At 69.7% G+C, this 25823-nt stretch carries 16 protein-coding genes; 7 read left to right on the top strand and 9 right to left on the bottom strand.

From position 1 onward, the window contains the following. Window positions 1-212: 212 nt before the first annotated feature. Window positions 213-2345 carry an N-6 DNA methylase gene (locus ACZ597_RS14365; protein WP_471328958.1) on the bottom strand — a complete coding sequence of 711 codons (2133 nt, stop codon included), beginning with the start codon at window positions 2343-2345 and terminating at the stop codon, window positions 213-215. A 237-nt stretch (window positions 2346-2582) separates the two neighbouring features. Here ACZ597_RS14365 and ACZ597_RS14360 point away from each other — a divergent pair, with 237 nt between their 5' ends. The 5 genes from ACZ597_RS14360 to ACZ597_RS14340 all read left to right on the top strand — a co-directional run bounded on the left by ACZ597_RS14360 (window position 2583) and on the right by ACZ597_RS14340 (window position 13471). Continuing rightward, entirely contained in the window at window positions 2583-4214 is a 1632-nt protein-coding gene (locus ACZ597_RS14360; RefSeq protein WP_471328956.1) for a PD-(D/E)XK nuclease family protein, read from the top strand. After that, window positions 4211-5374: a pPIWI_RE_Y domain-containing protein gene (locus ACZ597_RS14355; RefSeq protein ID WP_471328954.1), complete on the top strand. Its 1164-nt coding sequence runs from the start codon at window positions 4211-4213 to the stop codon at window positions 5372-5374. The genes ACZ597_RS14360 and ACZ597_RS14355 overlap by 4 nt, the downstream gene beginning before the upstream one ends. Continuing rightward, a complete protein-coding gene (locus ACZ597_RS14350) occupies window positions 5367-8795 on the top strand; it encodes a pPIWI_RE_Z domain-containing protein (RefSeq protein ID WP_471328952.1) in 3429 nt (1142 codons plus the stop codon). The genes ACZ597_RS14355 and ACZ597_RS14350 overlap by 8 nt, the downstream gene beginning before the upstream one ends. A 67-nt stretch (window positions 8796-8862) precedes the next feature. Next, entirely contained in the window at window positions 8863-11709 is a 2847-nt protein-coding gene (locus tag ACZ597_RS14345) for a pPIWI_RE module domain-containing protein (RefSeq protein ID WP_471328950.1), read from the top strand. A 97-nt stretch (window positions 11710-11806) separates the two neighbouring features. Then, window positions 11807-13471, top strand: coding sequence for an N-6 DNA methylase (locus ACZ597_RS14340; RefSeq protein WP_471328948.1), 1665 nt, complete (start codon window positions 11807-11809; stop codon window positions 13469-13471). A 36-nt stretch (window positions 13472-13507) separates the two neighbouring features. Here ACZ597_RS14340 and ACZ597_RS14335 read toward each other — a convergent pair whose 3' ends face one another. From ACZ597_RS14335 to ACZ597_RS14315, 5 genes are all read right to left on the bottom strand, one after another. Beyond that, complete coding sequence (locus ACZ597_RS14335) at window positions 13508-15649, bottom strand: UvrD-helicase domain-containing protein (RefSeq protein ID WP_471328946.1); 2142 nt, start codon at window positions 15647-15649, stop codon at window positions 13508-13510. Between the two features lie 40 nt (window positions 15650-15689). Further along, on the bottom strand, window positions 15690-16904 hold the full coding sequence (locus ACZ597_RS14330) for an McrC family protein (RefSeq protein WP_471328944.1): 1215 nt from the start codon (window positions 16902-16904) through the stop codon (window positions 15690-15692). Further along, a complete protein-coding gene (locus ACZ597_RS14325) occupies window positions 16901-18748 on the bottom strand; it encodes a DUF4357 domain-containing protein (protein ID WP_471328943.1) in 1848 nt (615 codons plus the stop codon). Before ACZ597_RS14325 ends, ACZ597_RS14330 begins: the two co-directional genes overlap by 4 nt. A gap of 87 nt (window positions 18749-18835) precedes the next feature. Then, window positions 18836-19981 carry a hypothetical protein gene (locus tag ACZ597_RS14320; RefSeq protein ID WP_471328941.1) on the bottom strand — a complete coding sequence of 382 codons (1146 nt, stop codon included), beginning with the start codon at window positions 19979-19981 and terminating at the stop codon, window positions 18836-18838. A 106-nt stretch (window positions 19982-20087) separates the two neighbouring features. Continuing rightward, window positions 20088-20558, bottom strand: a complete 471-nt coding sequence (locus ACZ597_RS14315; protein WP_471328939.1) for an ATP-binding protein — start codon at window positions 20556-20558, stop codon at window positions 20088-20090. A gap of 162 nt (window positions 20559-20720) precedes the next feature. On the opposite strand from ACZ597_RS14315, the gene ACZ597_RS14310 reads away from it, so the two are divergent. Together ACZ597_RS14310 and ACZ597_RS14305 are read left to right on the top strand one after the other, a co-directional pair. Further along, window positions 20721-21581 carry a helix-turn-helix domain-containing protein gene (locus ACZ597_RS14310; protein WP_471328937.1) on the top strand — a complete coding sequence of 287 codons (861 nt, stop codon included), beginning with the start codon at window positions 20721-20723 and terminating at the stop codon, window positions 21579-21581. After that, complete coding sequence (locus ACZ597_RS14305) at window positions 21578-21763, top strand: DUF397 domain-containing protein (protein ID WP_471328935.1); 186 nt, start codon at window positions 21578-21580, stop codon at window positions 21761-21763. The genes ACZ597_RS14310 and ACZ597_RS14305 overlap by 4 nt, the downstream gene beginning before the upstream one ends. A gap of 50 nt (window positions 21764-21813) precedes the next feature. Here ACZ597_RS14305 and ACZ597_RS14300 read toward each other — a convergent pair whose 3' ends face one another. The 3 genes from ACZ597_RS14300 to ACZ597_RS14290 all read right to left on the bottom strand — a co-directional run bounded on the left by ACZ597_RS14300 (window position 21814) and on the right by ACZ597_RS14290 (window position 25784). Then, window positions 21814-23460 carry a hypothetical protein gene (locus ACZ597_RS14300; protein WP_471328933.1) on the bottom strand — a complete coding sequence of 549 codons (1647 nt, stop codon included), beginning with the start codon at window positions 23458-23460 and terminating at the stop codon, window positions 21814-21816. Between the two features lie 83 nt (window positions 23461-23543). Then, on the bottom strand, window positions 23544-24284 hold the full coding sequence (locus ACZ597_RS14295; protein ID WP_471328931.1) for a DUF4352 domain-containing protein: 741 nt from the start codon (window positions 24282-24284) through the stop codon (window positions 23544-23546). Window positions 24285-24542: 258 nt separating this feature from the next. Beyond that, window positions 24543-25784, bottom strand: coding sequence for a hypothetical protein (locus ACZ597_RS14290; RefSeq protein ID WP_471328929.1), 1242 nt, complete (start codon window positions 25782-25784; stop codon window positions 24543-24545). Window positions 25785-25823: the final 39 nt, after the last annotated feature.

Here is a 25823-nt window from a genome sequence, read left to right as displayed (position 1 = left end):
AGGGTCCGGCCCTTTCGCGGTCCAGGTCACGGGCGAGGCCCGACCCCGCTTCCGGGAGCGCGGTCACCCGCACGTTCACCTCGGGAGAGCTGGCCGTGAAGGCAAGGACTGCCGCGGCAGCCCCCGGGCGGCCGCGGCCCGAGCTCGTCGGCGCCGGGTGCTCGGCGAGGCAAGGGAGCAGGCGTGTTGCACAACGTCGGCGGCCACGGGTTCTATCGGTGTGCGGTGGGCCGGCTGTCGGTCAAGGACGCCCGCAGGTCTGCCGCGACGGTTTCTGCCAGGTCACGTGCCAGATCAATTCCAAGGTCGTGGACGGCACGTACGGCTGTGGTGAATTCCGCGATGGAGCGGAAGGCGTGGCCGTACGCGCGTTGCCTGTCGATCGGCGGCAGCGGAATCCGTACCCGGCGCGGATCAACCCGGGTGCGGGTGCTGAGGGTGCTTGTCACAGAGGCCGCCTGCCGACCGCCCTCGGCGCTGGCCAAGAACCCGGCGAGATACCACGGGTCGACCAGTTCGGGGTCGGTGACCCGCAGATGATGAACACCGGAGCCCGCGTACGTCCCGACGTCTTCCCCGGTGGCGACCCGTGTCACGACCTCCCGCGCCAGCGTGGGGAGGAGGATGTCGCCTGCCCGGATGAGCGGGTACAGCAATGGCTCCGCCGGGGCCGGTCCGACGCCGGAGGCCGGGCGGCCCGAGGTGATGTCCCGGACCAGCAGGTAACGGGCTTCGCCCGGCTCGGAGGGTACCTCGTCGGCGCCGCTCGGCGGGCCCGGTCGATGGTGGACGATCGCGCCGCTCTTGATCAGGTCTCCGAGGGCAACCGTTTGCGCCGTCAGCCGCTCGTCCGTGGACGGCTCGGGGCGGAGCGGCAGCGGGGGCATGCGTGTGGGTAGAGCGGATGAGGCGGCCTCGAACGCCGAACGGGCGGCCACCAGCGCCTCCTGGGGCATTCTGCCAGGCTCGGCCTGCGGAAGATGGCGGCGGGGAGTGACGTCGGCGTCGTGGAGCAGCTCGATCAGTGGGACCGTACGGGCCATGCCGGGGCGGGGCGCGAAGGACTCCGGAGCTGCGTGGTAGTCGGACCAGATCTCCGTCACTACGGGGAGGGGCTCGGTGACCTCGCTGGCATCGACCACCAGCAGGTGGTCGTTGCCCGCTCGTTCCCCGAGGGGAGGGGCAGAGGCCTCCGGGCGGCGCAGCACCCAGATCTGCAGCGGGAGGGCGTAGTGCGCGGCAAAGCCCGGCGGCAGTGAGATGACAGCGCGCAGGGCGCCACGCCGCAGCAGGGCGGCGCGAATGCGGCGTCCGGAGGGGCGTACCGCGGCGGCCGGCGGCATCAGCAGGACGACCGGGGCGCCGGGCAACGCGTGCGCCAGGGCCTGCTGCACCCAGGCCAGTTCAGATTCGCCGCGGGGCGGCACGCCGTACTCCCACAGGGGAGAGTCGGCCAGGTCCTCGTAGCCCCAAGCGCGGTCGGCGAAGGGTGGATTGCCGACGACGGCGGAGGCGCGGCGCGGATAGGCCGGATGCCGCAGGAAGTCCTCGGCGTGTACGTCGTACACGACCGTCGGGCCGCCGGACACCGCCGCACGGAAGGCCAGGCGTAGGGCGGCGAGCCTGGCGAGCGAGGGGTTCTGTTCTTGGCCGTGAAGGCGGGTGAAACCGGCATCGGCCGCGGCGAGCATGATCGTGCCGCTGCCGCAGGCGGGATCGAGCAATGTGCCGTGGGCAGGGCCGGCAAGGGCGACCATGAGGGTGGCCAGGGCCGGAGGAGTCGGGTTGAAGGCGGCCCTGGGGCCGCCTGACAGGTACTGGGTGCAGAGCTCTTCGAACGCGGCGGCCGGACCGTCCGCGTTGGCTGCATCGGCGGCAGCACGGAGCAACTGGGTCTGACGCGGGCCGAATTCGTGGCCGGGGGAGTGGGCCAGGAGAGCCGTGACACCGGCGCGGGCGCCGCGGGCGACGCTCAGGGTCTGGTCGGCCGCCTGCATGAGTCGGCTGCATCCGGAGGCGGTCGGGGGGACCGTGGTGCCCGGATGTTCATGGAGATGGAGGAGGAGCGTTCCTGCCATGCCCACGGCGTCGTCCAGGGGCATGACGTCCCCCATCGAGCCCAGGGTCTGCCACAGCCGCTGGGCGGGGGGGATCTCCGGCGTCTTCCCTTCTCGTCGCAGCCACGCTTCGACCTCCCCGAGGTCGAAGCGGGGGCTGCGTTCTGTGCCGCCGACGGGTTGGGGGAAGTCCTCGTGGCGGCGGCGCCAGTTGCTGACGGCGGTGGGGCGAACACCAGTGATCCGGGCGATGTCCGCCGAAGTGACCTCCACGCGGTTGCCGGACATGGTGCCTCCCCTCCTCGAAGTTTTTGGCCGTCCGCCCTGTGAGGGGCGCGACCTGCCCATGCGCGGGAGATTGCACGCATCGCGTGCGCCTGAGCCGGACTCTACGCGGCAAGCGGTGAGCAGCCAAGTACACGCAAGCTTGTGACTGTGAACCTCGAATCTGGTTGACTATATCCACAACGGTCGCTTTCCTGGTTGATGTGCACGGACGTCTGGCGGATGCGCAACGGAGGGCTCATGGGTGTATGGCAGAAGCCGGCCTGGCTGACCGGGGATGAGGGATTGCTGCGCATCGGACCGGGAACGGGTGGGGACGAAGAGCGCACCTGCCCGTCCCACGCAGCGGCGAAGGCGCGCCCAGCGCTCTTCCCCGCTTATGGGTCGCAGCTTCCCAAGCCCGTGCTGGAGACTTTCACCCTCGGACCGGTCATGGAGGTCATCGACCGGGTCGAGTTCGGGGGCGATCCTCCCGAGGTGGCGCTCGCCGCACTCGCCTCGCGGACACCCGGGTTGCACCCCGGGCACCGTCGTTACGCCGAGCACGCGGTGCGCACGTACCTCGGCCACGGCGGCGACGCGGGGGGCGTGTCGGGCCGGTTGCGGCCCGTACGCCCCTATTGGGTGGTGCAGCGTGAGAATGGCAAGTTCTGGGAGATGTATGCCTGGTGGCGCCGATACGAGTCCGCCGACGGACTCACCCGGGAGTTCCGGCGGCTGCGTCATGGCACCCCGAAGGGCTCCACCCCCGGTGAGATCGCCATCGCGGCTTATGTGGCGGCACGCGGCCGCACCGCCCCCTGGCCGCGAAAGTGGAGGAACAAATTCCAGCCGTACGGACCGAGTAGTGGACCGGCACGTATCCGAGTCGTCGAAGTAGGGCTGGGCGACGGGCGCCACACCGTGGAGTTCGACGGCACGGTTCAGGAAGCGGAGGCCTTCTACGCCGAACACGGCCACCCGCACGTCACCCGTGTCGTGACGGGCGGAGACCCGGTGCCCGGCTCCTCGTGCATCGACTGCAAGCAGTTCACGGGGTGCGCCGCAGTGCCTCGCACCCCTGGCGTGCTCGGTCTGCCCTCGCAGGTGCGCCCCCAGCGCAAGGTGTCCGTCAGTGATCTGCGATACCACCGGGAATGCCCGGCGCAGGAGCTCCTGCGCGGGCTGCATCTGCCCAAGGACGACGAGTACAGCAGTGCGGCCAAGCTCGGCCAGGCAGTGCACGCCTGGATCGAGCATCTGCACCAGCGGGACGGGTGGCCGGCCTGCACGGTCGCCGACATGCCCACCGAGGCGGAGAACTGGACGAGTGGCCGGTGGCAGGTGTCCGACGAGGAAGCCGAGACCGGCCGGCAGATGCTGCTCCACCACGTGACCGCCTGCCCGTTCCACGACGCCGCCCTCATTGACCAGGTCGAGACGGAACCGCTGCGGGTCGTACACGACACCGCCGCGCAGGCGGTCGTCATCGCCAAGCCCGACCTGCTGTACCGGGAAGACGGCTCCTGGGTGTGGCACGAACTGAAGACCACCCGGACGGCGCGTTGGTACCACGACGACCCTTTGGACGAGTACCCCCAACTCGCGCTCGCCGTCGCGTTGCTCGCCCGTGGAGCCTTCGGTGGTGACCCCGCAGGCTCGCGGGTGGAGGTCGAGGTTCTGCGCCCGACGGGCTCTCACCCGTACGTCATCGACCCCACTGACCCCGATCGGCTCGCAAAGGCTGTGGCCGTACTGCGCAAGTACGCCGGTCCGTGGCGCAAGGACGAGACCTATGAGGCCCGCCCCGGGCGCCACTGTCAGTGGTGTCCGGTATCCCGGTGGTGTCCCAGCAACACCATGGCACACGAGCTTGAGACGGGGGGCGAATGACAACCGCGAGCCTGCCCGAACGGTCCGGTGGTACTTCCGCCGTGCCGGACGAGAACCTGCTGCGCCTGGTCGCCGGCGCGCTGCTCATGCTCTCGCGGCAGCGCACGGTCCCGAACCCGGTCTATCCGGCCAACGTGCAGAACGCCTACAACCGCTTGGTCCTGCACTGCCTTCGGGTGGGCGTGGAACCACCGGGGAGCGTGCCTGACATGGCGCGGTGGGCTGCCGAACGCCCGCTGGGGCGGTGGCCACTCGCCCTGCCCGAGGAACTGCGCACCGGTGACACCCGGCTGGTCGACCCCGAGACCCGGCTGCCGCACCAGCTCTGTCTGGAATGGGAGGTCAGCGCGGCCGACCCCGCAGCGGAACTGTTCGAGAACGACCGGATCCTGGAGGCACTGGCGGTCTGCCGCGCGGCGAATGCGCCTCACGCATACACCGCGTTCCGCAAGCTGCTCACCACCAAGCCCGTCCTGACGGGCGTCGAGCTCGCTCTCCTCGGCGGCGACCCCGCATGCGGGATGCTGCTTCAGCAGGTCATCAAGCGCTGCTACGAGCCGGCCCCTGCCTCGTATCTGCGCGACGGTGCCTACGACCAGTGCGAGCGGTGCGGCTGCCTGATGGTGCCACTACTGCGGGCCGGCCACCGGTGCGAGCTCGACCGCTGCCGCCGCGACGGGCGGGCTGGCCGCCCCGGCAGGGCGCTCCGGACGGAGCGGGGAGGGGTATTCCAGCTCAGCCGCCCCTTGAGGATGTTCATCACCAGCCCGGGGCTCGCCGAGACCGAGCTGGAGTCCGCTCTGCTGGCGAAGTTCGGAATCCGGGCCGAGATGTGGCCCAACTACGACGCCTACGACCTCCGGGTGCCGTTGCCCGGCGGCCGCCACTGGGCAGTGGACGTTAAGGACTGGGTCAACCCCGTCCTGCTCGCCCGCACGCTCACCCCGTTCCGCACCGAACCGCCCTACGAGCGGGCCTTCCTCGTCGTACCGCGCTACCGCTTCCAGGAGAACGAGGCGTACGGGCGCCAGTTCCTGCGCAACCTGCCCGAGGACCTGGCCGAACGCGTAACCCTGCTGGACGACCGCGCCTTTCTCCGGCTGGTCGCCGACGAACTGTCCGAAACGAAGCACACACGCGACGGAGGCCTGCATGCGTGACCGCAGTGGATGGCACCGGCGCTGCTCACCTCGGCAGCTCGCCGAGGCCTGGCCCCAGGCTCTGGCGGCCTTCCGGCCCGGAGATCTGCTCGACGTCGAGCTCGGCCTCTACCTGCTGGAGAGCGCCATGCCCAGCCGCACGGCCGCCGACACGTGGCCGCTGCTCGGTGGCTACCCGTACAGCGAGGCCTTCGGCGATGTCCATACCGACGAGCAACGCCTGCGCATCCTCCGGGCCCGGCACTACCTCTGGGATCTGAGGCGGGGGCGGGCCTGGAGAGAGCAGGTCACGGCATACATGTCGGTGCCCCAGCAGCTTCGCGGATACGACCTGGACGGCCTGGAGAGCCGGCCACGCCGCCGCACTCCGGCCCGGGCCGCCCAGCGATTCCAAGTCTTCGAGGAACTACTCACCAGCGCACCCGCGTTCGCGACCCAGGAGGTGGCGTCCGCCGCGGCCGGGGAGTACACCTTCCGGGTCCAGGACCGCGTCCACTCCGTCGAGTTCACCGAGGACCTGCTGACGGACACCTTGCCCAGGTCCCACGCACTCGACGCCCCCACGGCGGGAAGGGGCACCCCCGTCGAGGTGACGTGGGAGGACCTGGAGAAGGCGGCCATGGCCATGGACGCCATCGAAGCCCTCGCACCGGACGGTCCACGAAGCGGCTGGGCGCGGCGACTGCGCCGCGTCAGGCTGCTCGTACGCGACGACGATCTTGGGCGGTTCATCGAACAGGGTCGGCTGCGGATTGACCGGCTGCTGCACATGGTGGGCATGGTCGGCGCGGGCAAGTCGACCATCCGCGACATCCTCACGTTCCATGTGGTGAGCCAGCCGCCAGGCCTGCGGGTCACCATCGTCGTGGGGGACGTCTCCGAGACCCTGGCCGTGGTCGAGCAGTTCGACCGTCTGGGCATCAGAGCAGCTCCCGTACTCGGACACTCGACCCGGGAGCGGAACATCAGCCGCCTCCACCGCCGGACGGCCACCGCAGGGGTCGCCACCATGCTCGGACACGACCATCCCGGGTTCGCCCACCTCAGCAGCGCCTGCCCGGTGGACGTGCTGCGCGGACTGGAGGCCCGGCGGCCGCTCGGCATCCGGGAGGCGCCCTGCCTCGGCCTCTACACGGTTCCCGAGCACACCGAGGACGAGGGCGACCCGTCACTCGACGGGGATCCTGGTCCGCGCCGGAGCCGGCCGACTCCGCAACGCCGTCTATGCCCACTCTGGAACCGCTGCCCACGCCACCGGGCCGCCCGCGACCTGGTCGACGCCCAGGTCTGGGTCGCCACCCCTGCGGGGCTCGTACACAGTGCGGTGCCCCGGCACCAGCACCAGGAGCAGCTGCGCTATCTCGAACTCGCCTGCCGGTTGAGCGACCTGGTCATCGTCGACGAGGCGGACAGGGTCCAGATGCAGCTCGACACAGCCTTCGCGCCGGCCAGCACACTCGTGGGGCGGTCGCCGAACTCGTGGTTCGACGAGGTCGCCGTGCACAAGTTCCAGCAGATGGCACGCGACGGGCGGCTTCAGCTGTCCGCGCGGGACGTGGACGACTGGACCAACGCCGTCAACACGGTCAGCGCGGCGACGGACCGGATCTTCGCCCTGCTGGTGCAGCATGCCGAAATCAGGAAGTGGATCAGCGTCGACTACTTCAGCGCCTTCACCCTGCACAACCTGCTGCTCGACAGCTGGTTCCCCGCACGACGCAAGGGTGAGGAGCTCCCGGCGGCCGCCCGTGTCCTGGACGCGGCCCTGCTCCGGTTCCGGGACGGCCCGTTGCACGAGCACCCGTTCGACGGCGACCAGGACGAGATCACACCCGTGGTCAACACCTTCGTCCACCTGGCCCTGGAACTCCTGCACGCCCCGCAGGGTGCCCGGACGAGGGAGCGCCTGCGGGAGACCCTCGCAGCCGTCGTCGAGCAGGACTCCGGCGTCCTGGAGCAGCCGGACCTCCAGGTCAGGCGTTTCGAGTTCACCCTGTTGCTGGCCGCGCTGCACAGCCGGCTGGACTTCATGACCACGCTGTGGCCCCGGGTCGAGGCGGCCCTGAACCTGGACGTCACCTCCAACGTGCTCTCCCGCCGGCCGCCCAAGGACTACGAGGCCGTAATTCCCGAATCACCCATGGGCAATGTGCTCGGCTTCCAGTTCCGGCACGACGAGCGCGAGCGAGACGGCGACCGAAGTGGCGAGCTGCGTTTCTTCCGCTGCAACGGGGTGGGCAGGGAGCTGCTCATGCGACTGGGCGACCTGTGCGCCGTCGACGGCCGCCCTGGCCCGCACGTCCTGCTGATGTCCGCCACCAGCTGGGCCGGGACGTCGAGCCGATACCACCTCCATGCCCCGGTCGGCGCGATCCTGCGTCCGCTCGACTCCGAGATCCGCGCGGTGCTTGATACCGAGTTCCGCAAGGAGTTCCTCTACTGGCCCGACAGCCCCCACCCCAAACCCCTCCGCTTGTCCGGTTGCGACCCGGAAGAGCGACCGCAGGCGCTGATCCACATGCTGCACCAGCTCGCCGTACCCGACCGCAGTCTGCCGGACGCCGTCAGCATGCTCGACACCGAGCTCGCCGAGATCGAAGACCCGGAGCGGCGCCGGATCCTGCTGCTCGTCGGTAGCTACGACGAGGCCCGCCGGGCCGCTGAATACCTCAACCAGATCCCCGAGTGGAACGGTCGGGTGACCCAACTCGTCTCCGATGACGCCGACTCCGACACCGCCTGGACCAGGATGCCCGAGGACAACGGGGTGCGCACCTTGCCTCGTGGCGACGTCCGGTCCTTTCCCGCGGTCGGTGGTGACCTGCTGGTGGCTCCCCTGCTCGCTGTGGAGCGCGGGCACAACATCGTGCTCAGCGGGGGGAAGGCCGCCATCGGAGGCGTGTACTTCTTGGCCCGGCCCCACCCCAGACCCGACGACATCTCTCTCGCCATTCAGGCGATCAACGACTGGGCGGTGCGCCAGCTCAGGGACGCCGATGGGACGTTCAAACAGGCCGCGCTGGCCGCGGCCACCCCTGACCGGGCAGCGGTCGCCTTCCGTAGCCGCGCGCGCCGCCAGTGGAACCGTCTGCTGACCCGGCGCCTGGCCTGGTCCAGTCTGCGCGAGGACGAGAAGACCGCGTTCACCTGGGACCAACTGGTAGTCATCTGGCAGGTCATCGGCCGTCTGGTACGCGGAGGTGTGCCGGCCCGTGTGGTCTTCGTCGACGCCGCGTTCTCGCCGCGTGAGGCCGGCTTCCAGGCCACCGACACCCCCGAGACCAGCCTGCTGGCGAGCATGCGTGAGGTGCTCGCCCCCTACTTCCTCGACGACCCCGACTCCGATCTGGCCGCCATCGACAAGTCGCTCGTGCAGGAGCTGTACGAGCCCCTCTACCGGGCGCTAGCCGACATGGGCTGACCGACGCCGAACCAACGCCGAACCGACCTCTGTGCCCCACCCGCCCTCGTACAGGGAGAACCACTCAGTGGAATACCAGCACATCCGGACTGCGGCCTACACGGCCGACCCGTCGCGCGGCTCCTTCGCGGTCCCGATGCACACGCTCGCGCTGCCCGCCGAATGGGAGCAGCCGCTTCTGGAGCTGCGCCGTGCGGGCCTGACGGAGCGCGAGGCCACCTGGCGCCGCACCGTGCCCACGCAGGCGGTCAACCAGCTGATGCGTGCGACCGCGCCCGACATCGTCACCGTCGACGGGACGGCCACCTTCGGCTCGCAGCGCCCTTGGCTGTACTGCGAGCAGGAATACCCGATGTCGGTCATGAACACCTACATCGCCGCGTGGCTCAGGAACCTCGGCAAGAACCCCGACGACCCCGCCACCGGTGCCCAGCTGATGGACACCTTCCGGGACCTGGGGCCGGCGCTCCCGCACTGGCAGCTCGGCATGGTGGACCTGTTCGAACAGGAGCTGTCTCCCGGGGGGACCGCGCTGCCTGCGAACCACGTGTACCGGCTGCTGCCGGAGGTCCTGGCCGGCCGGATCGAGCGGCAGGAACCCTACGAGCACAACGGCGAACGCCTGATGTTCCGACGGGTGGCCCAGCTCCCGGGCGCCCGGGGCCTCGGCAGCGGCGGTGCGGAGCTGATGTCCTGGCCGCCACGGAAGATCGAGTCGGGCAAGGCGCCCTCCTACTATGCGGCCAGTATCAGGATCACGGTCCGCACCTCACCCTTCTCGTCGGTCCCCCGAGTGCACCTGGCCACGGGCATCCGCCGCTTCGTCACCGGAAAGGTGTGGATGCCGTACCAAAAGGGCGTCTCCGTCTATCTGCTGCCCGACACCTCGCTCGTCCCGGACGGGCTGTCCTCGCCCGCGTTCTCCGTGGCGGCCATCCGCTGGCGCAACGGCACCACGGACTGGAGCCAGGGCGGAGTGCAGGGCATGCTCGGCTACGTCACCGCGCTCGACGCCCTGCCGTCCGTGGACCGACTGGTCAAGGAGGCCGACCACTGGATCGGTGGGAGGGACGGGCTCACTCTGGCCGTCGGCCACCAGGCGGCGATGGGGGCACATCCCGTCGGCACCGGTCTGATGCCGAGCGAGCGGCGACGGCTCACGGAGTGGGCCGAGCAGGCGCTCGCCCCCGAGCTCGTACCGGTGCCGCTGCTCGGACGCAGCCGGTACGCCGGCCCGCCGAAGCGCCAGCTCCAGCCTCTGCCGTCCGTCCCCAAGGTGGAGAAGAAGCCCGGAGACCTGGCCGCCGCACTCGGTAAGCGGGAACAGCGTGGCGCGGACAACGCGGTCATGCGCAGGGTCCGCCTCGCCGAGGCCCTCGACGGCGCGGCGCTCGTCGGCCTGATCCTCTACCAGACGGACGACCAGCGAGACCGGGTGCTCGCGGCTGCGGAAGCGGGCCTCGGCCTGACCGGCCATCGCAGGAAAGGAACGGGTGAGATCTGGCGGTGGGACACACCGGAGCTCTCTGTCAAGCTCTGCGCACTGCCGCTCGGTGACCTGGGCGCACCACTCGGCGGAGAGCGGGTGCCCCGCCGCGGAAAGGAACACGAGCAGGCGATCGACGAGCGTCGCCGCAAGATCGCGGCGGCATTGGCGCCGGGCCACCTGCCGGTGAGCGGTGCGCAGGTCGCCTTCGTGGAGCTCGAGGGGGAGGAGAGCTTCCGCCACGCCAAGCGGCGGGCCGACCCCAAGTACGCCATCCGCCTCGGCTGCGCCGAGGCCGGTCTGGTCACGCAGTTCCTCCGCCCCTTGGACCAGGACCTGGAGCCGCAGAAGGCGGCTCAGGAGGCCGTGATCCGCGCCGAGGCGGCCTGGGCAGACGGCATCAGGCAGACCGGTACGCGCTTCATTCCGCAGCACACCCTCGGCGATGAGCTGATTCCGCCCGGACTCAACCAGTTGGCCTTCCACCTTGTCGAACAGCGCCGCGACGGTCCCACCGGAAGGGCGCAGTTCACTCCCGTCGCCGTCCTCATCCGGCCCGGAACGACGTGTGTACTGGGCAAGACCGCCGACATGCACGAGTGGGTGCCGTACCCGGAGCTGCTGAAGTCCCTCACAGGACGGGTCAGGGACACGGATCTCAATTCGGCGGCACAGCAGTCCGCGCACGTGGCCGCCTTCGTCAAGAAGACCGTGGCCGGCCTGCGCAGCGCCCCGACGCTGGTGTTCGTGCACGCGCAGGACGTACGCAAGCGCTGGCCGTGGCTGCGTAACGACGGACTGCAGCAGGACCGGCTCGGTCTGGACGGCGGGCCCGTCCAGCGGATCGGCCTCTACGGCAAACAGCTCCGGGTCGTGCGGGTGGCCGACAGCGGGCGCGACGAGACCCCTCAGTGGTGGGCGGAGGCCGAGGAGCTCGACGCGAAGCACAAAGGCATGCAGCGCGCCGGGTTCGCCGCCGGCCTGTGGGTGTCCCGTGCGGACGGCGACTCAGGCCGTGTCTTCTACAGCACGGCAGGCAAAGCCAGTACCCAGACCAAGCTCACCAACGAGGACGCGAAGCTCACCGCTCACACCAACGCCTCGGGCAAGAACGCCTTCCGGCCGAAGGCCAATGCATGGAATCCGGAGCTCCTGGAACTCACGGTCGCCTGCCTTCAGGAGGGGGACGACGCGGAGGCATGGGCAGCGTTCGTCCACCAGCAACGCATCTGTGGCGACGACTACCGCGACGTGCTCGGGCTGCCGCTGGTCCTGCACCTCGCCCGGCTCGCCGATGAGTACGCCCTCCCACACGACGAGGACGACACGGTCGACACCAATGTAAAGGAGGAGCAGGCTGCTGACAGTCAGAGGTCCGTCGAGCAGTTGTCCTTCGACTTCGCCCTGGACGAATCAGACGAGGAGTAGCGGCTGCGTGATCGGGTGGTTTCAGGTGACGCGATGTGTGTACGGTGTCAACGTGTTGTGAAAGTCACCCTGCAGGGTTGTCGTGTACGCTGGCGTCATGGCTGATATGGAGGGTGCTTCGCCGGAACAGCTGGTGTCCGGGTCTGAGATCGCCCGCCTCGCAGGTGTGACGCGGGCGGCTGTGTCCAATTGGCGTCGTCGCTATGAAGACTTCCCCGCTCCCAGAGGCGGCGGTGTGAACAGTCCGCTGTTCGCTTTCACCGAGGTGCAGGCTTGGCTGGAGAGGCAGCACAAGGGACAGGACGTCTCGGACGAGGTCAGGCTCTGGCAGGCGGTGCGAGCCGCATACGGGGAGGAGACGGTTTCGGGCGTCGCAGACGTCGCCCGGCGGCTGGCGCAGGCGGAACCGACTCCGGATCTTCCCGCTGACGCGGTGCGGCTGTCGGAACGGCTTGTCCGTTCCGGTTCCGCCGCCGCGGTCGTCGAGGGGCTGGCCACCCGGATCACCGACTCCGTCGGCCGGTCCGGCTCAGACCATGTCACCTCGGAGCGGATCCTCCGTGCCCTGCGTCATCTCGCCGGGAACCTGCCCGCGGATGCCACCGTGCTGGACCCGGCCTGTGGCATCGGCACGTTGCTGCTCACCGTCGGACCCGGGCGCGGGCTGAAACGTTTCGGGCAGGAGCGGGAACCGAATAGCGCGCGCCTGGCTCAGCTCCGGGCCGACCTGGGTGGGCAGGCGGATGTCTCCGTCACCGAAGGCGATTCGCTCTGCGCCGATCAGTGGCCTGGGGTGCGTGCCGATCTGGTGGTGTGTGATCCGCCCGTCGGCATCACCGACTGGGGCCGGGAGTCCCTACTGCTCGACTCGCGGTGGGAGTTCGGCACACCGCCCAAGGCCGAGGGTGAGCTGGCCTGGTTGCAACACGCATACGCCCATACTGCTCCGGGCGGCCGGGTCCTCATGGTCATGCCCGCCTCGGTCGCGTACCGCAAGGCAGGCCGCCGGATTCGGGCCGAGCTCGTGCGGCGCGGGGTACTGACACAAGTGGTCGCCCTGCCTGGCGGAGTCGCGGCCTCGCATGCACTCCCCGTCCATGTCTGGCAGCTCACCCGCCCGCTGAACGCCGGTGACGCGGCGACGGCTGTGCGGCTCGTCGATCTGACCGCCAACCAGCCGGACGGACCACTGGATCCCGCCCCACACCAAGTGGTGGACGCCCCCCTGGTCGACCTGCTGGACGACACCGTCGACCTCACCCCCGGCCGACACATCCTGGCCTCGCACCGCGATTACCGTGCCGAGTACGAATCACTGCGGGCCCGGCTGGAGCACCAGCTCGCCGAGCTTGCCGCACTCCTTCCGACGCTCGCCGACGGGACCGGGCCCGGAACCCTGGAAACCTCGACGGTGAGTGTCGCCGAGCTCGCGCGGGCCGGCCTCGTCGAGTACGGCGAAGCCGAGCCGACGTCGGTCAGCGACCAGCTGGACACCGACTACCTTCGGGGCTTCCTGCACAGCACGGCGAACACGCGGCGCTCGACCAGCGCCAGCGGCACCTATCGCTTCGACGTGCGAAGCGGCCGGGTCCCGAAGATGGAGATCGAGGCGCAGCGCCGCTACGGGCGGGCGTTCAACGCGATCCAGGAGTTCGAGGAACGCGTCCGCGAGGCCGCGGACCTCAGCCGTCAGGCAGTGGAGCTGGCCCGCGACGGACTGGGCAACGGGGCACTCATCCCGTCCCCCGACAAGGATGCCTAGCCGGGGGAGCGCTCGCTCCCGTTGCCGCAGCCGGGGTCAGCGCTCGGCTGCCTGCGGAACGAACTCGCTTGCCGGCCCGGACCAGGAGACGTACAGCGCCTCCCTGGCCCGGGTGCATGCGACGAACAGCAGACAGCGCTCTCGCAGCAGGTCCGATTCGTGCTGAAGGGCATCGACCGAAGCCGGGGTGATTTCCCGGCCGAACGGCAGCGCCCCCGCCGTCACCCCGACCACCGCCACGCAGCGGAACTCCAGTCCCTTCATCGCGTGCATGGTGGCCAGGCGCACCCCCTCCACCTCCGGGCCCGGGTTGTCCCGCACCCGGGCCACCGGGATCCCGTCCGCCGCCAGCCGCTCGTACACCTTGTCGAGGAGCAGGTTGAAGCGCGCGCAGATGCCGATCTCGGACGGCCTCACACCCTGCGCGATCCACTCTCGTACCCGGTCCACCAGCGCCGCGACCTCTACAGGCTCGGAACCGTGCCCTGCCACGCTCGGCCGCCGCCCGTGCAGGACGGAGCGGTAGCCGGCCAGGCTGTCCGAGCCCGCGCCTCCGAGGTCTTCGACGGCCACGGGGGCGAGGATGCCCGTAGACCAGGCCAGGATCTCTTCCGTGCTGCGGTAGTTGATGCGCAGCCGGGAGGTACGGCCGGTCACCGAGATCCCCAGCGAGCTGAGCGACACCTTCGAGTCGTAGATCCGCTGGTGCGGGTCCCCGGTGATGAACAGGTCGTCGCTGCCGGGCGCGACCGCGCCGCGCAGCACCCGCCACTGGGCCGGGTGGAGGTCCTGCGCCTCGTCGACCACGACGTGGTCGTAGGGCGGCGTGGTCTGCGCGAGCAACCGGGCGGCCCGCGCGCACACCTGGAGATGGGTGGTGGAGCCCTGCCCGCTCAGCATCGCCTCGAAGAGTTCGACGGCCGGCCACAGCTGTTCCCGCCGTGCGGCGGACAAGGCGTTGCCCCGGCCCCGCCGCAGCGCCGTGCGGTAGGTGTCGGGATCGCGGATGTCCTGGGCCAGGATGACGTGCCGGTACTCCTGCGCCAGGAACTGCTCGGACCACGGCAGTTGCAGCTTCTTCAGCACGCGCTGCCAGACCTGCCGCTCCTCCCGGTCGCTGACGGGGGACGGCATCCGCGTGCCGCCTTCAGCGACGGTCCGGTGGGCGAAGGCGTTCACCGTGGTGACATCGACCCGGGCCAGCTGTGCCTCGTCCCCGTCGAGCAGCAGAGCGAGGTTCTCGCGCAGGGCCTGGGCCAGGGCGTTCGTGTACGTGGTGAGCAGGATCCGGGTGTCGGGCGCGCGGGACAGCAGGTGCTTGACGCGGTGCAGGGCCACGACGGTCTTGCCGGTGCCCGGTCCGCCGGTGACCTGAACCGGTCCGCCGTACGACACCCGGTAGGCGACCCGGCGCTGCGATGGGTGCAGGAACACCCGCCACGCGGCGAACGGCTTGTTCAGGATCTCGGTCAGCTCGTCCGCGCTGGTGACGAGCGTGATGCGGCTCGTGGTGTTGGCGATGGCCACGGCCAGGCTCTGGTCCGGGTCGGGCCCGGCGTCGGCCGGGCGGCGTACCGCCACGACGTCCCGGTAGACCTCCTCGGGTGTGAATCCCTCCGCGAGGTACTGCAGGGCCTCGAACTGGTCCTCCGGCAGGAGCGTCCCGAACGCCTCCAGCTGGGGCTTGTCGATGACCGTGCGTACCGCCCGCAGCACCTGGTCGTCGATGCCGAGATCGCGGAGCACGGTGTCGGAGTACGGTCCGAACAGCAGGGCCGGGGCCTTCGCGGCGGCCTTCTCCAGGGCCGGGGTCAGCTGTTCGATCGCGACGACGTTGCGGACCTCCAGGCCCCGGGTGGCCTTGTTCGTCGTGTACAGGCGCTTGGCCGCCCAGGTGTAGGCGTCGTCGTGCGGCACCACATTGACCAGCAGGAAGACGTCACTGCCGTCGTCGGGGGAGAGGACCACCCCGCGCCAGAAGTCGTTGACGCGGATCGTCCGCATCCGGGGGTCGCGTGCCTTGTCGACGGACTCCAGGTGCAGTCCCTTGTCGGCGTACAGCTCGGCGACGGTCAGCTTCTGGAACTTCTCCATCGCCTTGCGCACGCCGGCTTTGATCGGCTTCTCCAGGACGTCGTAGCTCTCCCAGAAGCTGTTGGCGAACGCGAGCTGTGGCACGACGTGAACTCCCCACCCTGGACGGACACTCCGCCGCTGATCATACGGGCAGGTCAGTGCCCATATGCTGGGAAAGGGCGGCGATATCGGCCAGTAGCGCGGCAGGTTCCCGGTCCAGGTCCAGGGCGTGCTGGTGGAGGACGATGCCCGCGTGCCGGACCCGGTGGGCGGCGTGCGGCGCATTGCCCTTCGCATAGATGAGGTGACCCTCGGGTAGTCCGAGCGCGGTGCAGTAGGCGAGCATCTGGTACAGGTCGGCGTCCGGGTAGCCGTCCCGCTTCTCCGCCTTGTACTTGGCGTCGGCGACCGCGCGCGGGGCGCCGTCCGGCCCGTACAGCACGAAGTCCGGCTTCATGCGGATCGCATCCTCCTCGTCCAGGTGGTGTGGGTCCTGGAGGGCGCCGGTGAGATCGGAGCCGCGCAGCGCCTCGCGCAGGGCGACCGTCACGAAGTCCTCGAAGAGCCTGTTCATGTCGAACAGGAAACCGTCGATGCGCAGGCCGCCGGGGATGTGCTCGGGTGAGGACCCCTCGAGCACGGCACGGGCGAGGTGCAGGGCGGGCTGGTAGCGGGTGTTGAGGCGGGAGGTATGCCAGGCGGGCAGCGGCTGTCCGGGGACCAGCGGGGTGGTGTCCGCGAGGCGGGCCCGCTGGTGGAGCAGGCGGCGGCGTACCTCGTGCGGCACGCCGGGCAGGCGCAGCAGACGCTCGACCGCCGCCCGCAGGATGCGGTTTTCGGCGATGTCGGTGGTGAACTCGTCGTACGCCACCTCGACGGGCAGGGCCGCCCCGAAGCGGCGTCGTATCTGGTCCGCCTCGCGGATCCGCCCGCGGACCACCAGCGCGCTCTCCTCGGTCGCCCGGTACCCCTGGAGCAGTCCTTTCCGCAGGGCCCGGTCTGTCTGCCGCTCGACGGCGTGCGCGAGCGCGGGCAGCACCTCGCGGTGCTCACCCACGTCGACCTGACCGCCCCGCCAGCCGCCCTTCGGGTCGAGGCTGTAGCCGAGCAGGAAGAACAGCCGCGCGATGGGCACCTTGGGTGTGACGCGAACGGTGACCGGCCCGCTCCCGCCGCCCGGTACGTCGACGGACACCGCACCGACCTTGCTGCCGGCTCGCAGCAGCCAACGGCCCGGCGTGTACGGATCGGGGGAGGCGTCCACGATGCGGGCGGCGGCCAGAGCCCGGCCGACCGCTTCCGGCAGGACGTGGCCGGTGGCCCGGGCGTGCTCGACGAGCTCGATGACCGGGGTCACGCGGGCGACACCGGATCGGCCTCCGGCGGCTGGGGGAGCGACCGCCGCAGCGCGGCAAGCCCGTACCGCTTCTCGATGTCGATGCCCTCGCCGTAGTGGTGCTCCTCCAGCAGCGGAAGGATCTTCGTCCGCCAGGTGCGCTCCAGCCCGCCGTCCCGGTACACGCCCTTCTTCATCAGGTACGACGGCCCGATCCGGAAGTCCGCGTCGTCGATACGGGCGTTGAGCGCGTCCAGCAGCTCGGCCGGCTCGGAGTCCTTCTTCTGGGATTCCAGCCAGCGCCGCAGCAGCCCGCTGGTGGGCTCGGTGCGGGGGGACAGCTCCACGAACGCGAACCGGCGCCGCATGGCCGCGTCCACGAGCGCGATCGAGCGGTCTGCAGTGTTCATGGTGCCGATCACGAACAGGTTCGGGGGCAGCGCGAAGTCATCGCCGGAGTAGGTCAGCCGGACGGACTTGTTCCGGTACTCCAGGAGAAAGTACAGCTCGCCGAAGACCTTGGCCAGGTTCGCCCGGTTGATCTCGTCGATGATCAGGAAGTGCGGGATGTGCCGGTTGCCCTCCCGCGAGGCCAGGTCGGCCAGTTCGCGCAGGGGTCCGGCGGTGAGCCGGAAGGCGACCTCCCGGGTCTCGGGGTCCTCCTGCGGCCGGAACCCCTCGAAGAAGTCCTCGTAGGCGTAGGAGGGGTGGAACTGGACCAGCTTCACCTGCTCCGGTCCGCCGCCGAGGAACTCGGCCAGCTTCAGCGCCAGATAGGTCTTGCCGGTGCCGGGCGGCCCGTACAGGACGACCTGCCGGTCGTCCCACAGCAGGTCCCGGACCTCGCGCAGCCAGTCCGTCTTGTGGACCAGCAGCTCGGCGGCCAGCTCGTCTGTCGGCTCCGGCAGCTCCAGCTCTCGCCGCGCGGCGAGAGCCGGGATCTCCACGCTCGGATCCCGCTCTATCGCCTCGGCCTCGTCGGCCAGCTCCTCGTCCGTGAGCCCGAGGCCGTCGATGACGGCCTGGACGCTGGTCAGTTCCACCACATCGTGCTGGATGGACAGCCTCTGCTGGAGCTCCTCGGGTAGCTCGTCGTATGCGTACCCCTGGTCCTGCCAGGTCACCGGGCGGCGCAGGTTGGACCGGTGGTCCTCGGACTCCGTCTGCTCCACTTCGCCGGAGATCTCCCCGACGTACAGGCGACCTCCGGAGATGGTGCACACGGTGTCGCCGGGCTTCATCCGGGACAGGAAGGCGTGCAGCTCCTCTACCAGGTCCTGCTTCTGGCTGTAGGTCGCCGTGGACTCGTAGTCCTCCTGGACGAGGGTGCGCAGCTGTTCCTTGCTGCTGCCCTGGGCGACGCCTTGGCGGAGCCGGGAGGCGGCCAGGGTTACCAGCCCCTCGGGGAGCCACATCCGCTGGACGAGATCGAGGCCGGTGACATTGGAGCCGCGCACGAGCCAGGCGCGGTTGGGGCCGGCCCACACGCCCGTCATGAAGTCCGAGAGAGGGGCTCCTTCTTCCGTGCGCCACTCCACCCAACCGTTGCGGGGGGCACCCACCAGCAGCTCGGCGGCGAAGGACGGCGAGCCGCATTCCACGTCCTTGACCAGCTCCAGCCAGCCGGGCCAGCGGTCCGAAGGAATGAGGAACCCTTGTGCCTGCAACTCCTCCCGTCGCTTGAGCTGGCCGCTGAAGTGTTTCGCGAACGACGGCATGACGTGGGCGCGGGCCGGTGAGCCGGCGCGGAGCAGGAACTTCCTGCTGCCGTTCGTCCCCTTCTCGTCCAACAGCACACCCCGGGCGCGGGGAATCTCGTCACCGTTGGGCAACCGCAGCTGGAACTCCGGGTAGCCGTCGGACATGGACGTACCTTCCTAGTCGTGGAGACGTGGACGCCACCGTAGAGCCGTGCACTGACAGTCTGGCGGGTGGGGACGGGCAACGGAGGGCTACCAGGTCTCCCAGTCGTGCTTGCGGGGGTCTTCCCAGGGCGGGAGGGCCTCCTGGGCGCGCGGGTTCAGCGGTTCCAGGCGGCCGGTATCGGGGTCCAAGTGGAAGGCGAACGCTTTGGCCTGGTCGGCGAAGGCGGCTGCGGGGCGGCTGAGCCAGCAGGTCGTGAGGAGGATGAGACGCTTCGGGGTGTCCTCCCCGGCCGCGGCGGCGAGCCCGTTCAGGCGCACCAGCTCGGGTTTCAAGAGGTTCCCGGGCGTCTTGGGCTCTTGTTCGTACCACTCGACGTGGTGGGAGTCGGAGACGAGCGCGCCGTCAACGCCCTCGCGGAGATCGTTGAAGCCGAGCGGGGGAAGCTGAGCGAGAACGGCATCAACGTGGTTGAAACCGAAGGGCGAGGGCGGGGAGTAGCCCCGGAACGGGTTCCATGGGCGGACCTCCGCCCATGCCCCGAACCCTCCGCTGATCACCTCAGCGATCCGTTCCACCGAGGTCGAGGCGAGTGGTAGCCCAGGGATGGGACGCTCCTGGCCCGTCAGCGCGCGACTGAGATCAATACGTCCCCACGCGTTCCACTCCGGAGTGTGGACGTGGGCGGTCCAGCCGAGGTTCGGCTTGATCGACACCCGGACGAGGACGCCTCCGGGAAGCTCGGCGTCGAGGTGGTGGCCCCTGGAGCTCTCGATGAGGCCGAGCTTCGGCTCGTGCCGGGGGCCGTAAGCGAACCACCCGTTCCCCGCCACCACACGCCGGACCTTGACCCCGCTGTCCGTGAGGAGGTCGGCCAGGTCGGTCATGTCGCTTCGCTCGCTCTGGTGCCAGCGCCAGGGGGAGGCGACGGGTACGCCGGCGAGATGGGCGGCTGCATGGGCGGCGAGGGAGTCGACCAGCACCTCGCCGGGGGTGCTCGGGGCCCAGACGGAGGGCTCGCTGTCCGACTGGGGATCGAGGATGGCCCAGGTTTCGGTGTTGCCGAACCGCGTGATCGCCAGGGCGACTCCGGACTCGCCCGACAGGTTGACCTTCAGGTAGAGGAAAGGGCCGCCCGAGTTGAAGAAGACCCGGTGGGCCAGCTCGGGATGACGTTCGCGCAGTGTGTGTTCCAGGCCCTGGAAGTAGAGCCACTTGCCATGCGCAGCACGCACGTCGCTGGGCGGAAATTGCACGGACCACGCTCCTGGAACGGTCGAGCCGGGTGCGGCGGGCGATGCCGCCCGCCGGGGGAAGGGTAGAGCGGTCGGCTTCAGATGATCAAAGGCGTTGTCCGGCCGGTTGGCCGGATTCGTTTCCCGGGTCTGGTGTCGGAAGCTCCGCCTCCGCCCACACGGTCTTCCCGCTCGGCGGGTACGGCACGATGCCCCAGCGGTCGGCGAGCGCGGCGACGAGGAGCAGACCGCGGCCGGTCTCGCCGTCGGCGGGCTGTGGCAGTACGGGCATCCGGTCGCGGCGGGCGTCGGTGACCTCGATGCGGAGCGTCCGGGGAGCGGGGGAGAGCGACAGCCCGAGCCGGAAGTCCCGGCCCTGCACCTGGCCGTGGAGCACGGCGTTCGCGGCCAGCTCGGCGACGATCTGCTCGGCACGGTCCGTGACGCACGGCGGTACGCCCCAGCTGCGGAGTTCGGTGACGGCGAGCAACCGGCCGAGGCGGGCCCCGCGCCGGGTGGACGACAGCAGCAGGGAGAAGACACCCGGGATGGTGTCGAGTTGTGGGGAGGAGTCCATAGAGGCCACGGTGACGGTAGTGGGTTGGGGTCCGCGAGGGGTGCGCCCCGTACGCGGAGTCAGCGTACGGGCACGCGGAGTGGACGGTACGGGCTGATTTCCGTCACGCTGGGTCAGTCAGTCGCGGGGAGGACCCATGCACGTACTTGGAGGTGGCCGCGTATGACGATCGTGGGTGGCGAGGTCGACGGGGTGGCGGGCGACTGGGAGCGCGAACCCGACCCGTCGGACAGTCTGCGGACGTTCGGGGCCGTCGTCCAGGCCCTGCGGGAGCATGCGGGGCTGAGCCGGGTGGAGTTCGGGACGCGGGTCCGGTTCTCCAAACACACTGTCGAGTCGGTGGAGTTGGGTCGCCGGATGCCGGACGAGGACTTCGTGGAACGGGCGGAGGAGGCGCTGGGCAACACGGGCGCCCTCCGGAAGGCGGCCCGGCACCTGACGCGGGGCGAGCCGGGCCTGGCGGCGTGGTTCCGCCGGTGGGCGCGGCTGGAACGGGTGGCGGTGAGCCTGTGCACGTACGAGTGCCGGCTGGTGCCGGGGCTGTTGCAGTCGGAGGGGTACGCGCGGGCGGTGTTCGACAACAGCATTCCGCTGCTGACGGACGAGCAGGTGGAGGCGCAGCTGACCGCCCGACTGGACCGGCAGAGGATGCTTCGGGAGCGGCCGACGGTCCCGTTCAGCTTCATCGTGGAGGAGGCGGTGTTCCGGCGCCGGCTGGGCGGGGCGGAGGTGCAGCGGGGCATGCTGGACCTCGTGTTGGAGCTGAGCGCGCCACGCAATGTGACACTTCAAGTGGTGCCGCTGAGTGCGGAGTTCCATGCGTGCCTGGATGGTCCGGTGCAACTGATGGAAACGCCGGATGGGCGGCGACTCGCGTATTCCGAAGGTCAGCAGAATGGCAGGCTGATCGCCGCCCCCAAGGAGGTGAGCTTCCTCCAGCAGCGCTATGACACACTGCGCTCGCAGGCCCTCAACCCCAAGGAATCGCGTGGCCTGCTGGAGAGACTGCGAGGAGAGCTATGAGCACGACCGAACTCGCCTGGTTCAAGTCCAGCTACAGCGGCACCCAAGGCGATAGCTGCGTAGAGGTCGCCATCGCAGAACACGCTGTCCACGTGCGTGACTCCAAGGACGTGACCCGCCCCGCCTTCGCTGTCGGGCTCGAAGGCTGGGGTCGGTTCATGTCCTTCGTGGCGAACGCCTGAGCGGAGCACCGCCCGGCTGGCGGGTGAGGACACCCGCCGCCGGGCCCGGCTCAGGTCCTGGTGTTCCGGAGGTGCGGGCCGAGGTAGCCGACGTACACCACTCCGGTCCGAGGCGTGTCGTCGTAGAAGTGCAGCCGGGGAGCGACCGTGTTGCCCAGACCGATCTTCAGGTGGGCCTGCATAAAGACCACCCCCTTCTCTTCCACCTCCTCCGGCACCGGCAGCATCCGCTGCTTGCGCATCTTCTCGTCCTGAGCGACTCGGTCCGACTCCCGCATCGCCACCTTCGCCGCCGGGAACGGATAGCTCCGGGACTTCTCCCCCTTGCACCAGCTGAGGAAGTCACCGCTGGCCTCACCCTTGGCCGAGACCTCTGCGAAGTGGTTGAGGGCGAGGAGACCGTCCCATGCCACCTGGAGCCAGTTGTCCACGGACTGGCTGTCGAGATCGCGTGTGGTCTTCTCCTTACCAGTGAAACTCAGGTACGGAAGTTCACCAAACCTGTCGAGGAGGTCGGAGAACGTCTCGGGGTAGGTGATGTCCGGCGCGACGGGCGCCGCGTACGCGAGCTCGTACTGCCCCGCTTCCGTCAATCGCTCCTGGAGGAAACGGACCTGCCTCTGGGCGGCCTGGAACTGGTCGTAGAGCTCCTCGTTCTCACCCCGGAGCTGGTCCGCGGTGAGATCGGCGGTGTCGAGATCGGAGTTGAGGTCGCTGATCCTCTTCGCCTGGGCGATCTCGGACTCCCCGGCCTCGTCCAGCATCTCCCGAAGCGTCGTGTTGTCGCTCGTCAGCCTCTCGACCTCCGAGCCATGAGTCTGAGGGCGCGGCCGGGTGCGCAGGATGGGCAGAGAGGCGAGCGCCTCTGGGAGTGGGTGGCGCTGGGCTTGACGCTGCGGCAGCGTGGCGAGGATCTTCCCGGCCTTGCGTATGTCGGCCTCGATCGCCCTCCGAGACATCACGGGGTGCCGTTGGGCATCGGGCTTCCACGCGGGATCGACGCCCGGAAGGTACGTTCGGATGCCTCCGCCGAACACGGGGTGGAATCCCAGCACTTCGTTGAACGCCGGCTGGGCCTCGGGTGACAGGACGTACAGCGTGGCGAGGCCGGGCAGGTGCTTGTACGCCTGCTCCACGGTTCCCTCCGCCCAGCCGTCCGCGTCCACGCCGTAGGGGATGCTGGCGACGACGATCGGCAGCCGACGCTCGGTGTCGCACAGCTCCTCAATGACCTCCGGCACGTCCTCCGGCTCGATGAACATCGGCTTCGCCTTCACCTCGGCCAGGCCGTCCCTGGCGTCGAGCGCGTCCAGGAGCAGGCGCGCGATGCCGGGGGTGTTCGCGGGGGTGGGGAACCGTCCGGGGAGGGAGGGCCGGTTCTCGATGTCGACCTGGATCCAGGTGCGGCGCTGATCGTCCTGGAGGTCCGCGCGGACGACGAGTGTGGACTGCCATGTGCCGATCTGCGGCGACAGTGTCTCGCGCATCCGCCAGCGTGTGTACGCGCCGTGCTGGCCGGACGAGGAGTCTTGATCCAGGGTCACGTTCGGGGCGATGTCGTTGCGCCCCTCGTCGAGCGCCGACGTGTCGTAGCGCTTGCCTTCGAGCCATGCGTAGAGCTGCCGCTCGACATGAGCGGACGTGGTGACGAAGTCCTGCCGGGTCGACACGACCATGCGGTAGCCGCGAGGCTCCATGAACGATCCTTTCGAGGCAGCCGGTCGACGCTGACCGGCCGTCCGGAGGGTGCCGGGCTGGGATTGTGCGGAGGGGCGAGGTGTCAGCTGGACGTGGTGCGGACGGCGAGCCTCACGACGGCCAGGTCGTCCTCGGTCATCCCCCGGGAGCCGGAGAACGTCCACTGGGCCGGGCTCGCATCGGCGGGGAGCTTGTAGACGAAGACGGCGTCACGCTCGAAGCCGGGCTGCACCTCTTGGCCGCAGGCCTCGGCCTTCCGGTTGGCCTTGACCAGATACGCGTCCTCGATGAGGTCGAACTTCCGGCCCTCGGCGTCGACGAGACCTTGCGAGATGCCGCCGCCGCATACGGGGTCGAAGGGCTCGGTGCCGTCGTTGTAGACGGTCGTCTCCACGATGGCGAACTTCGCTCCTGCCCCGGCCTTGAGGACCTTCTCCGATTCGAAGTCGTCGAGGGTCACCGACGCGGACTCGCTGACCTTCTTGACGACGACCGTCGCACCGCCGCTCTTCGCCTTCTCCCCCATGGCGAAGCTCTCGGCGGTGGGGGACGGGACCGCCTCCGGCTCTTGAGGGGGATCGGCGGGGTAAGTGTGCGTGTCCTGCCGTATCGACGGGCTGACCGTCGGCGCGGCGGCGGCGCCCTCGATGTCGCCGCTGTCGCCTCCGACAACGGCGGCGGTGATTCCTGAGGACACGCCGGCGACGAGCAGCGTCCAGACGGCCAGCAGGACGGCGGCGTGGCGGGACGGTCTGGATCTGGCGGGCGCGGGCACCGGAGCGGCGGGGAGCGTGGGCTCGTCGGTGGGCTTGGGCGGGATCATGACAGAAGACTCCTGAGGTGCGGGCCCTTCGGGGGCGGGCGGGGTTGCTTCGGGGCTCGTCGCGATCGGGGGTTCGGGTGGCGCCTGAGTCCGGCGGCGTCTAGCAGCGACTGGCCCACCGCGAGCGCGTGGAGTTCAGACGAGGTGGCCGCTGACACGGAACGGGCCCATGTGAGCCCCTGTCGGGGCCTATGCAGAGCCCGAGAGGCTCACTGACTCAGTCCAACGGGACCCACGTGGCTGACGGCCGCCGCTCTCTCAGCCTTCGTCGTCGCCCCCGTGTCGGCGGAGCGCTCGATTGGCGATCCCGCTGGAGAGCTTGCCCGTCGCCGACTTGGCCCGGCCGAGCGTCTCGGTGCCCAGGCGCCGGGCGGCATCGACGTTCTCCGCGCCCTTCTCCAGCGCCTTGTCCCTCACCTCCACGGCCGCGTCCTTCCAGCGTCGCGCCTCCAACGACTCCTGATCGCGCTCGATCCCAAGCCGCCCGTGGAAGTCGACGACGGCGACCTCGACGTGGTTGCGCGCGTGCACCACATCGCGGGAAGTGGTCGGGTGCAGCAGCACCTTCGCGTTGGCCGTCCCGGCGGCCGTGTGCATCCTGTCCACCAGCCGCTCGGTGCTCTCCGAGATGAGATCCATCCGGTTCTTCCTGGAGGCCCGAAGCCCGAGGCGGTGCGAGTCCAACTCGTGCGGATCCGTTTCTCGTACCCGGTCGAGTTCGAGTACGGCGAAAGCTTCCTGGAGCCGGAAGCAGTGCGCCAGAACGGCGAGCCACTCCCGCGCCTTGGACTCGATCTCCTTGGACGCCTTGGCCAGTTCACCGATCTTGCTCTTGCGCTCCGTCTTCTCCGCGAGCGCGTCGAGCTGACGCAGCGCGTACGCCTGGGCGTACGCGATCGTCGTCGGCATGTTCTGCACCTTCGACCACGTGACCTCGGAAACCCGGCCCACCTTCTCCCGGATGGTGAGGGCGTCCTTGATCTCGAGGTCCACCGCGATCATCTGCGCCAGCGCCTGGTCCTGCTGGGCGCGGAGCACGTCGTCGACCTTCTCGTCGATCGTTGCGAGGTAGTCGGCGATCTCGTCCATGGCCTGCTGCATCGCGAGCTGCGCCATGACCGTCGCGATGCCCGCCAGCTGGGCCGGGTTGCCCTTGAGCGGTCCCGACCCCTTCACGAACTCGACGAACCCTTTGACCTGGCCCTTGGGCCCCTTCAGCACGCCTGTTTCGAGACCCGTCGTGGCGCTCTTCCTCAGCCCGATCTTGTCGATACGCTGCGCGGACTCCTTGGTCAGCTTCACCCAGCGACCCGAGCCGGCGGCGATGTCGGAACCCACTTGCGCGAATCCGGACGCGCTGCCGAGGGCGGGCCCGAACCGTCGCGTCCCGAGGCCCTTCGCCGGCAGTCCTTCTGAGACGAGGAAGCGTTCGACCGCCGCCGGGTCTCCGATGACCGCCAGGCCATCACCGTCTCTGAACAGCTGGATTTCGTCATCCATGGTCGACCCCTTTCGGGTCGCGGCCCCGGCCGTGGCTCC

This window comes from Streptomyces sp. NPDC040718, assembly GCF_055593565.1.
Note: the sequence above shows the minus strand (reverse complement) of the source record. Positions and strands in the feature narration are given on the sequence as shown.

Bases quoted from the DNA above. Each gene is read 5' to 3' on its own strand.
- ACZ597_RS14310 (WP_471328937.1), top strand. From the start codon at position 20,721: ATGACGATCGTGGGTGGCGAGGTCGACGGGGTGGCGGGCGACTGGGAG.
- ACZ597_RS14290 (WP_471328929.1), bottom strand. From the start codon at position 25,784: ATGGATGACGAAATCCAGCTGTTCAGAGACGGTGATGGCCTGGCGGTC.
- ACZ597_RS14340 (WP_471328948.1), top strand. From the start codon at position 11,807: ATGGCTGATATGGAGGGTGCTTCGCCGGAACAGCTGGTGTCCGGGTCT.
- ACZ597_RS14300 (WP_471328933.1), bottom strand. From the start codon at position 23,460: ATGGAGCCTCGCGGCTACCGCATGGTCGTGTCGACCCGGCAGGACTTC.
- ACZ597_RS14355 (WP_471328954.1), top strand. From the start codon at position 4,211: ATGACAACCGCGAGCCTGCCCGAACGGTCCGGTGGTACTTCCGCCGTG.
- ACZ597_RS14325 (WP_471328943.1), bottom strand. From the start codon at position 18,748: ATGTCCGACGGCTACCCGGAGTTCCAGCTGCGGTTGCCCAACGGTGAC.
- ACZ597_RS14315 (WP_471328939.1), bottom strand. From the start codon at position 20,558: ATGGACTCCTCCCCACAACTCGACACCATCCCGGGTGTCTTCTCCCTG.
- ACZ597_RS14365 (WP_471328958.1), bottom strand. From the start codon at position 2,345: ATGTCCGGCAACCGCGTGGAGGTCACTTCGGCGGACATCGCCCGGATC.
- ACZ597_RS14360 (WP_471328956.1), top strand. From the start codon at position 2,583: ATGGGTGTATGGCAGAAGCCGGCCTGGCTGACCGGGGATGAGGGATTG.
- ACZ597_RS14295 (WP_471328931.1), bottom strand. From the start codon at position 24,284: ATGATCCCGCCCAAGCCCACCGACGAGCCCACGCTCCCCGCCGCTCCG.
- ACZ597_RS14350 (WP_471328952.1), top strand. From the start codon at position 5,367: ATGCGTGACCGCAGTGGATGGCACCGGCGCTGCTCACCTCGGCAGCTC.
- ACZ597_RS14305 (WP_471328935.1), top strand. From the start codon at position 21,578: ATGAGCACGACCGAACTCGCCTGGTTCAAGTCCAGCTACAGCGGCACC.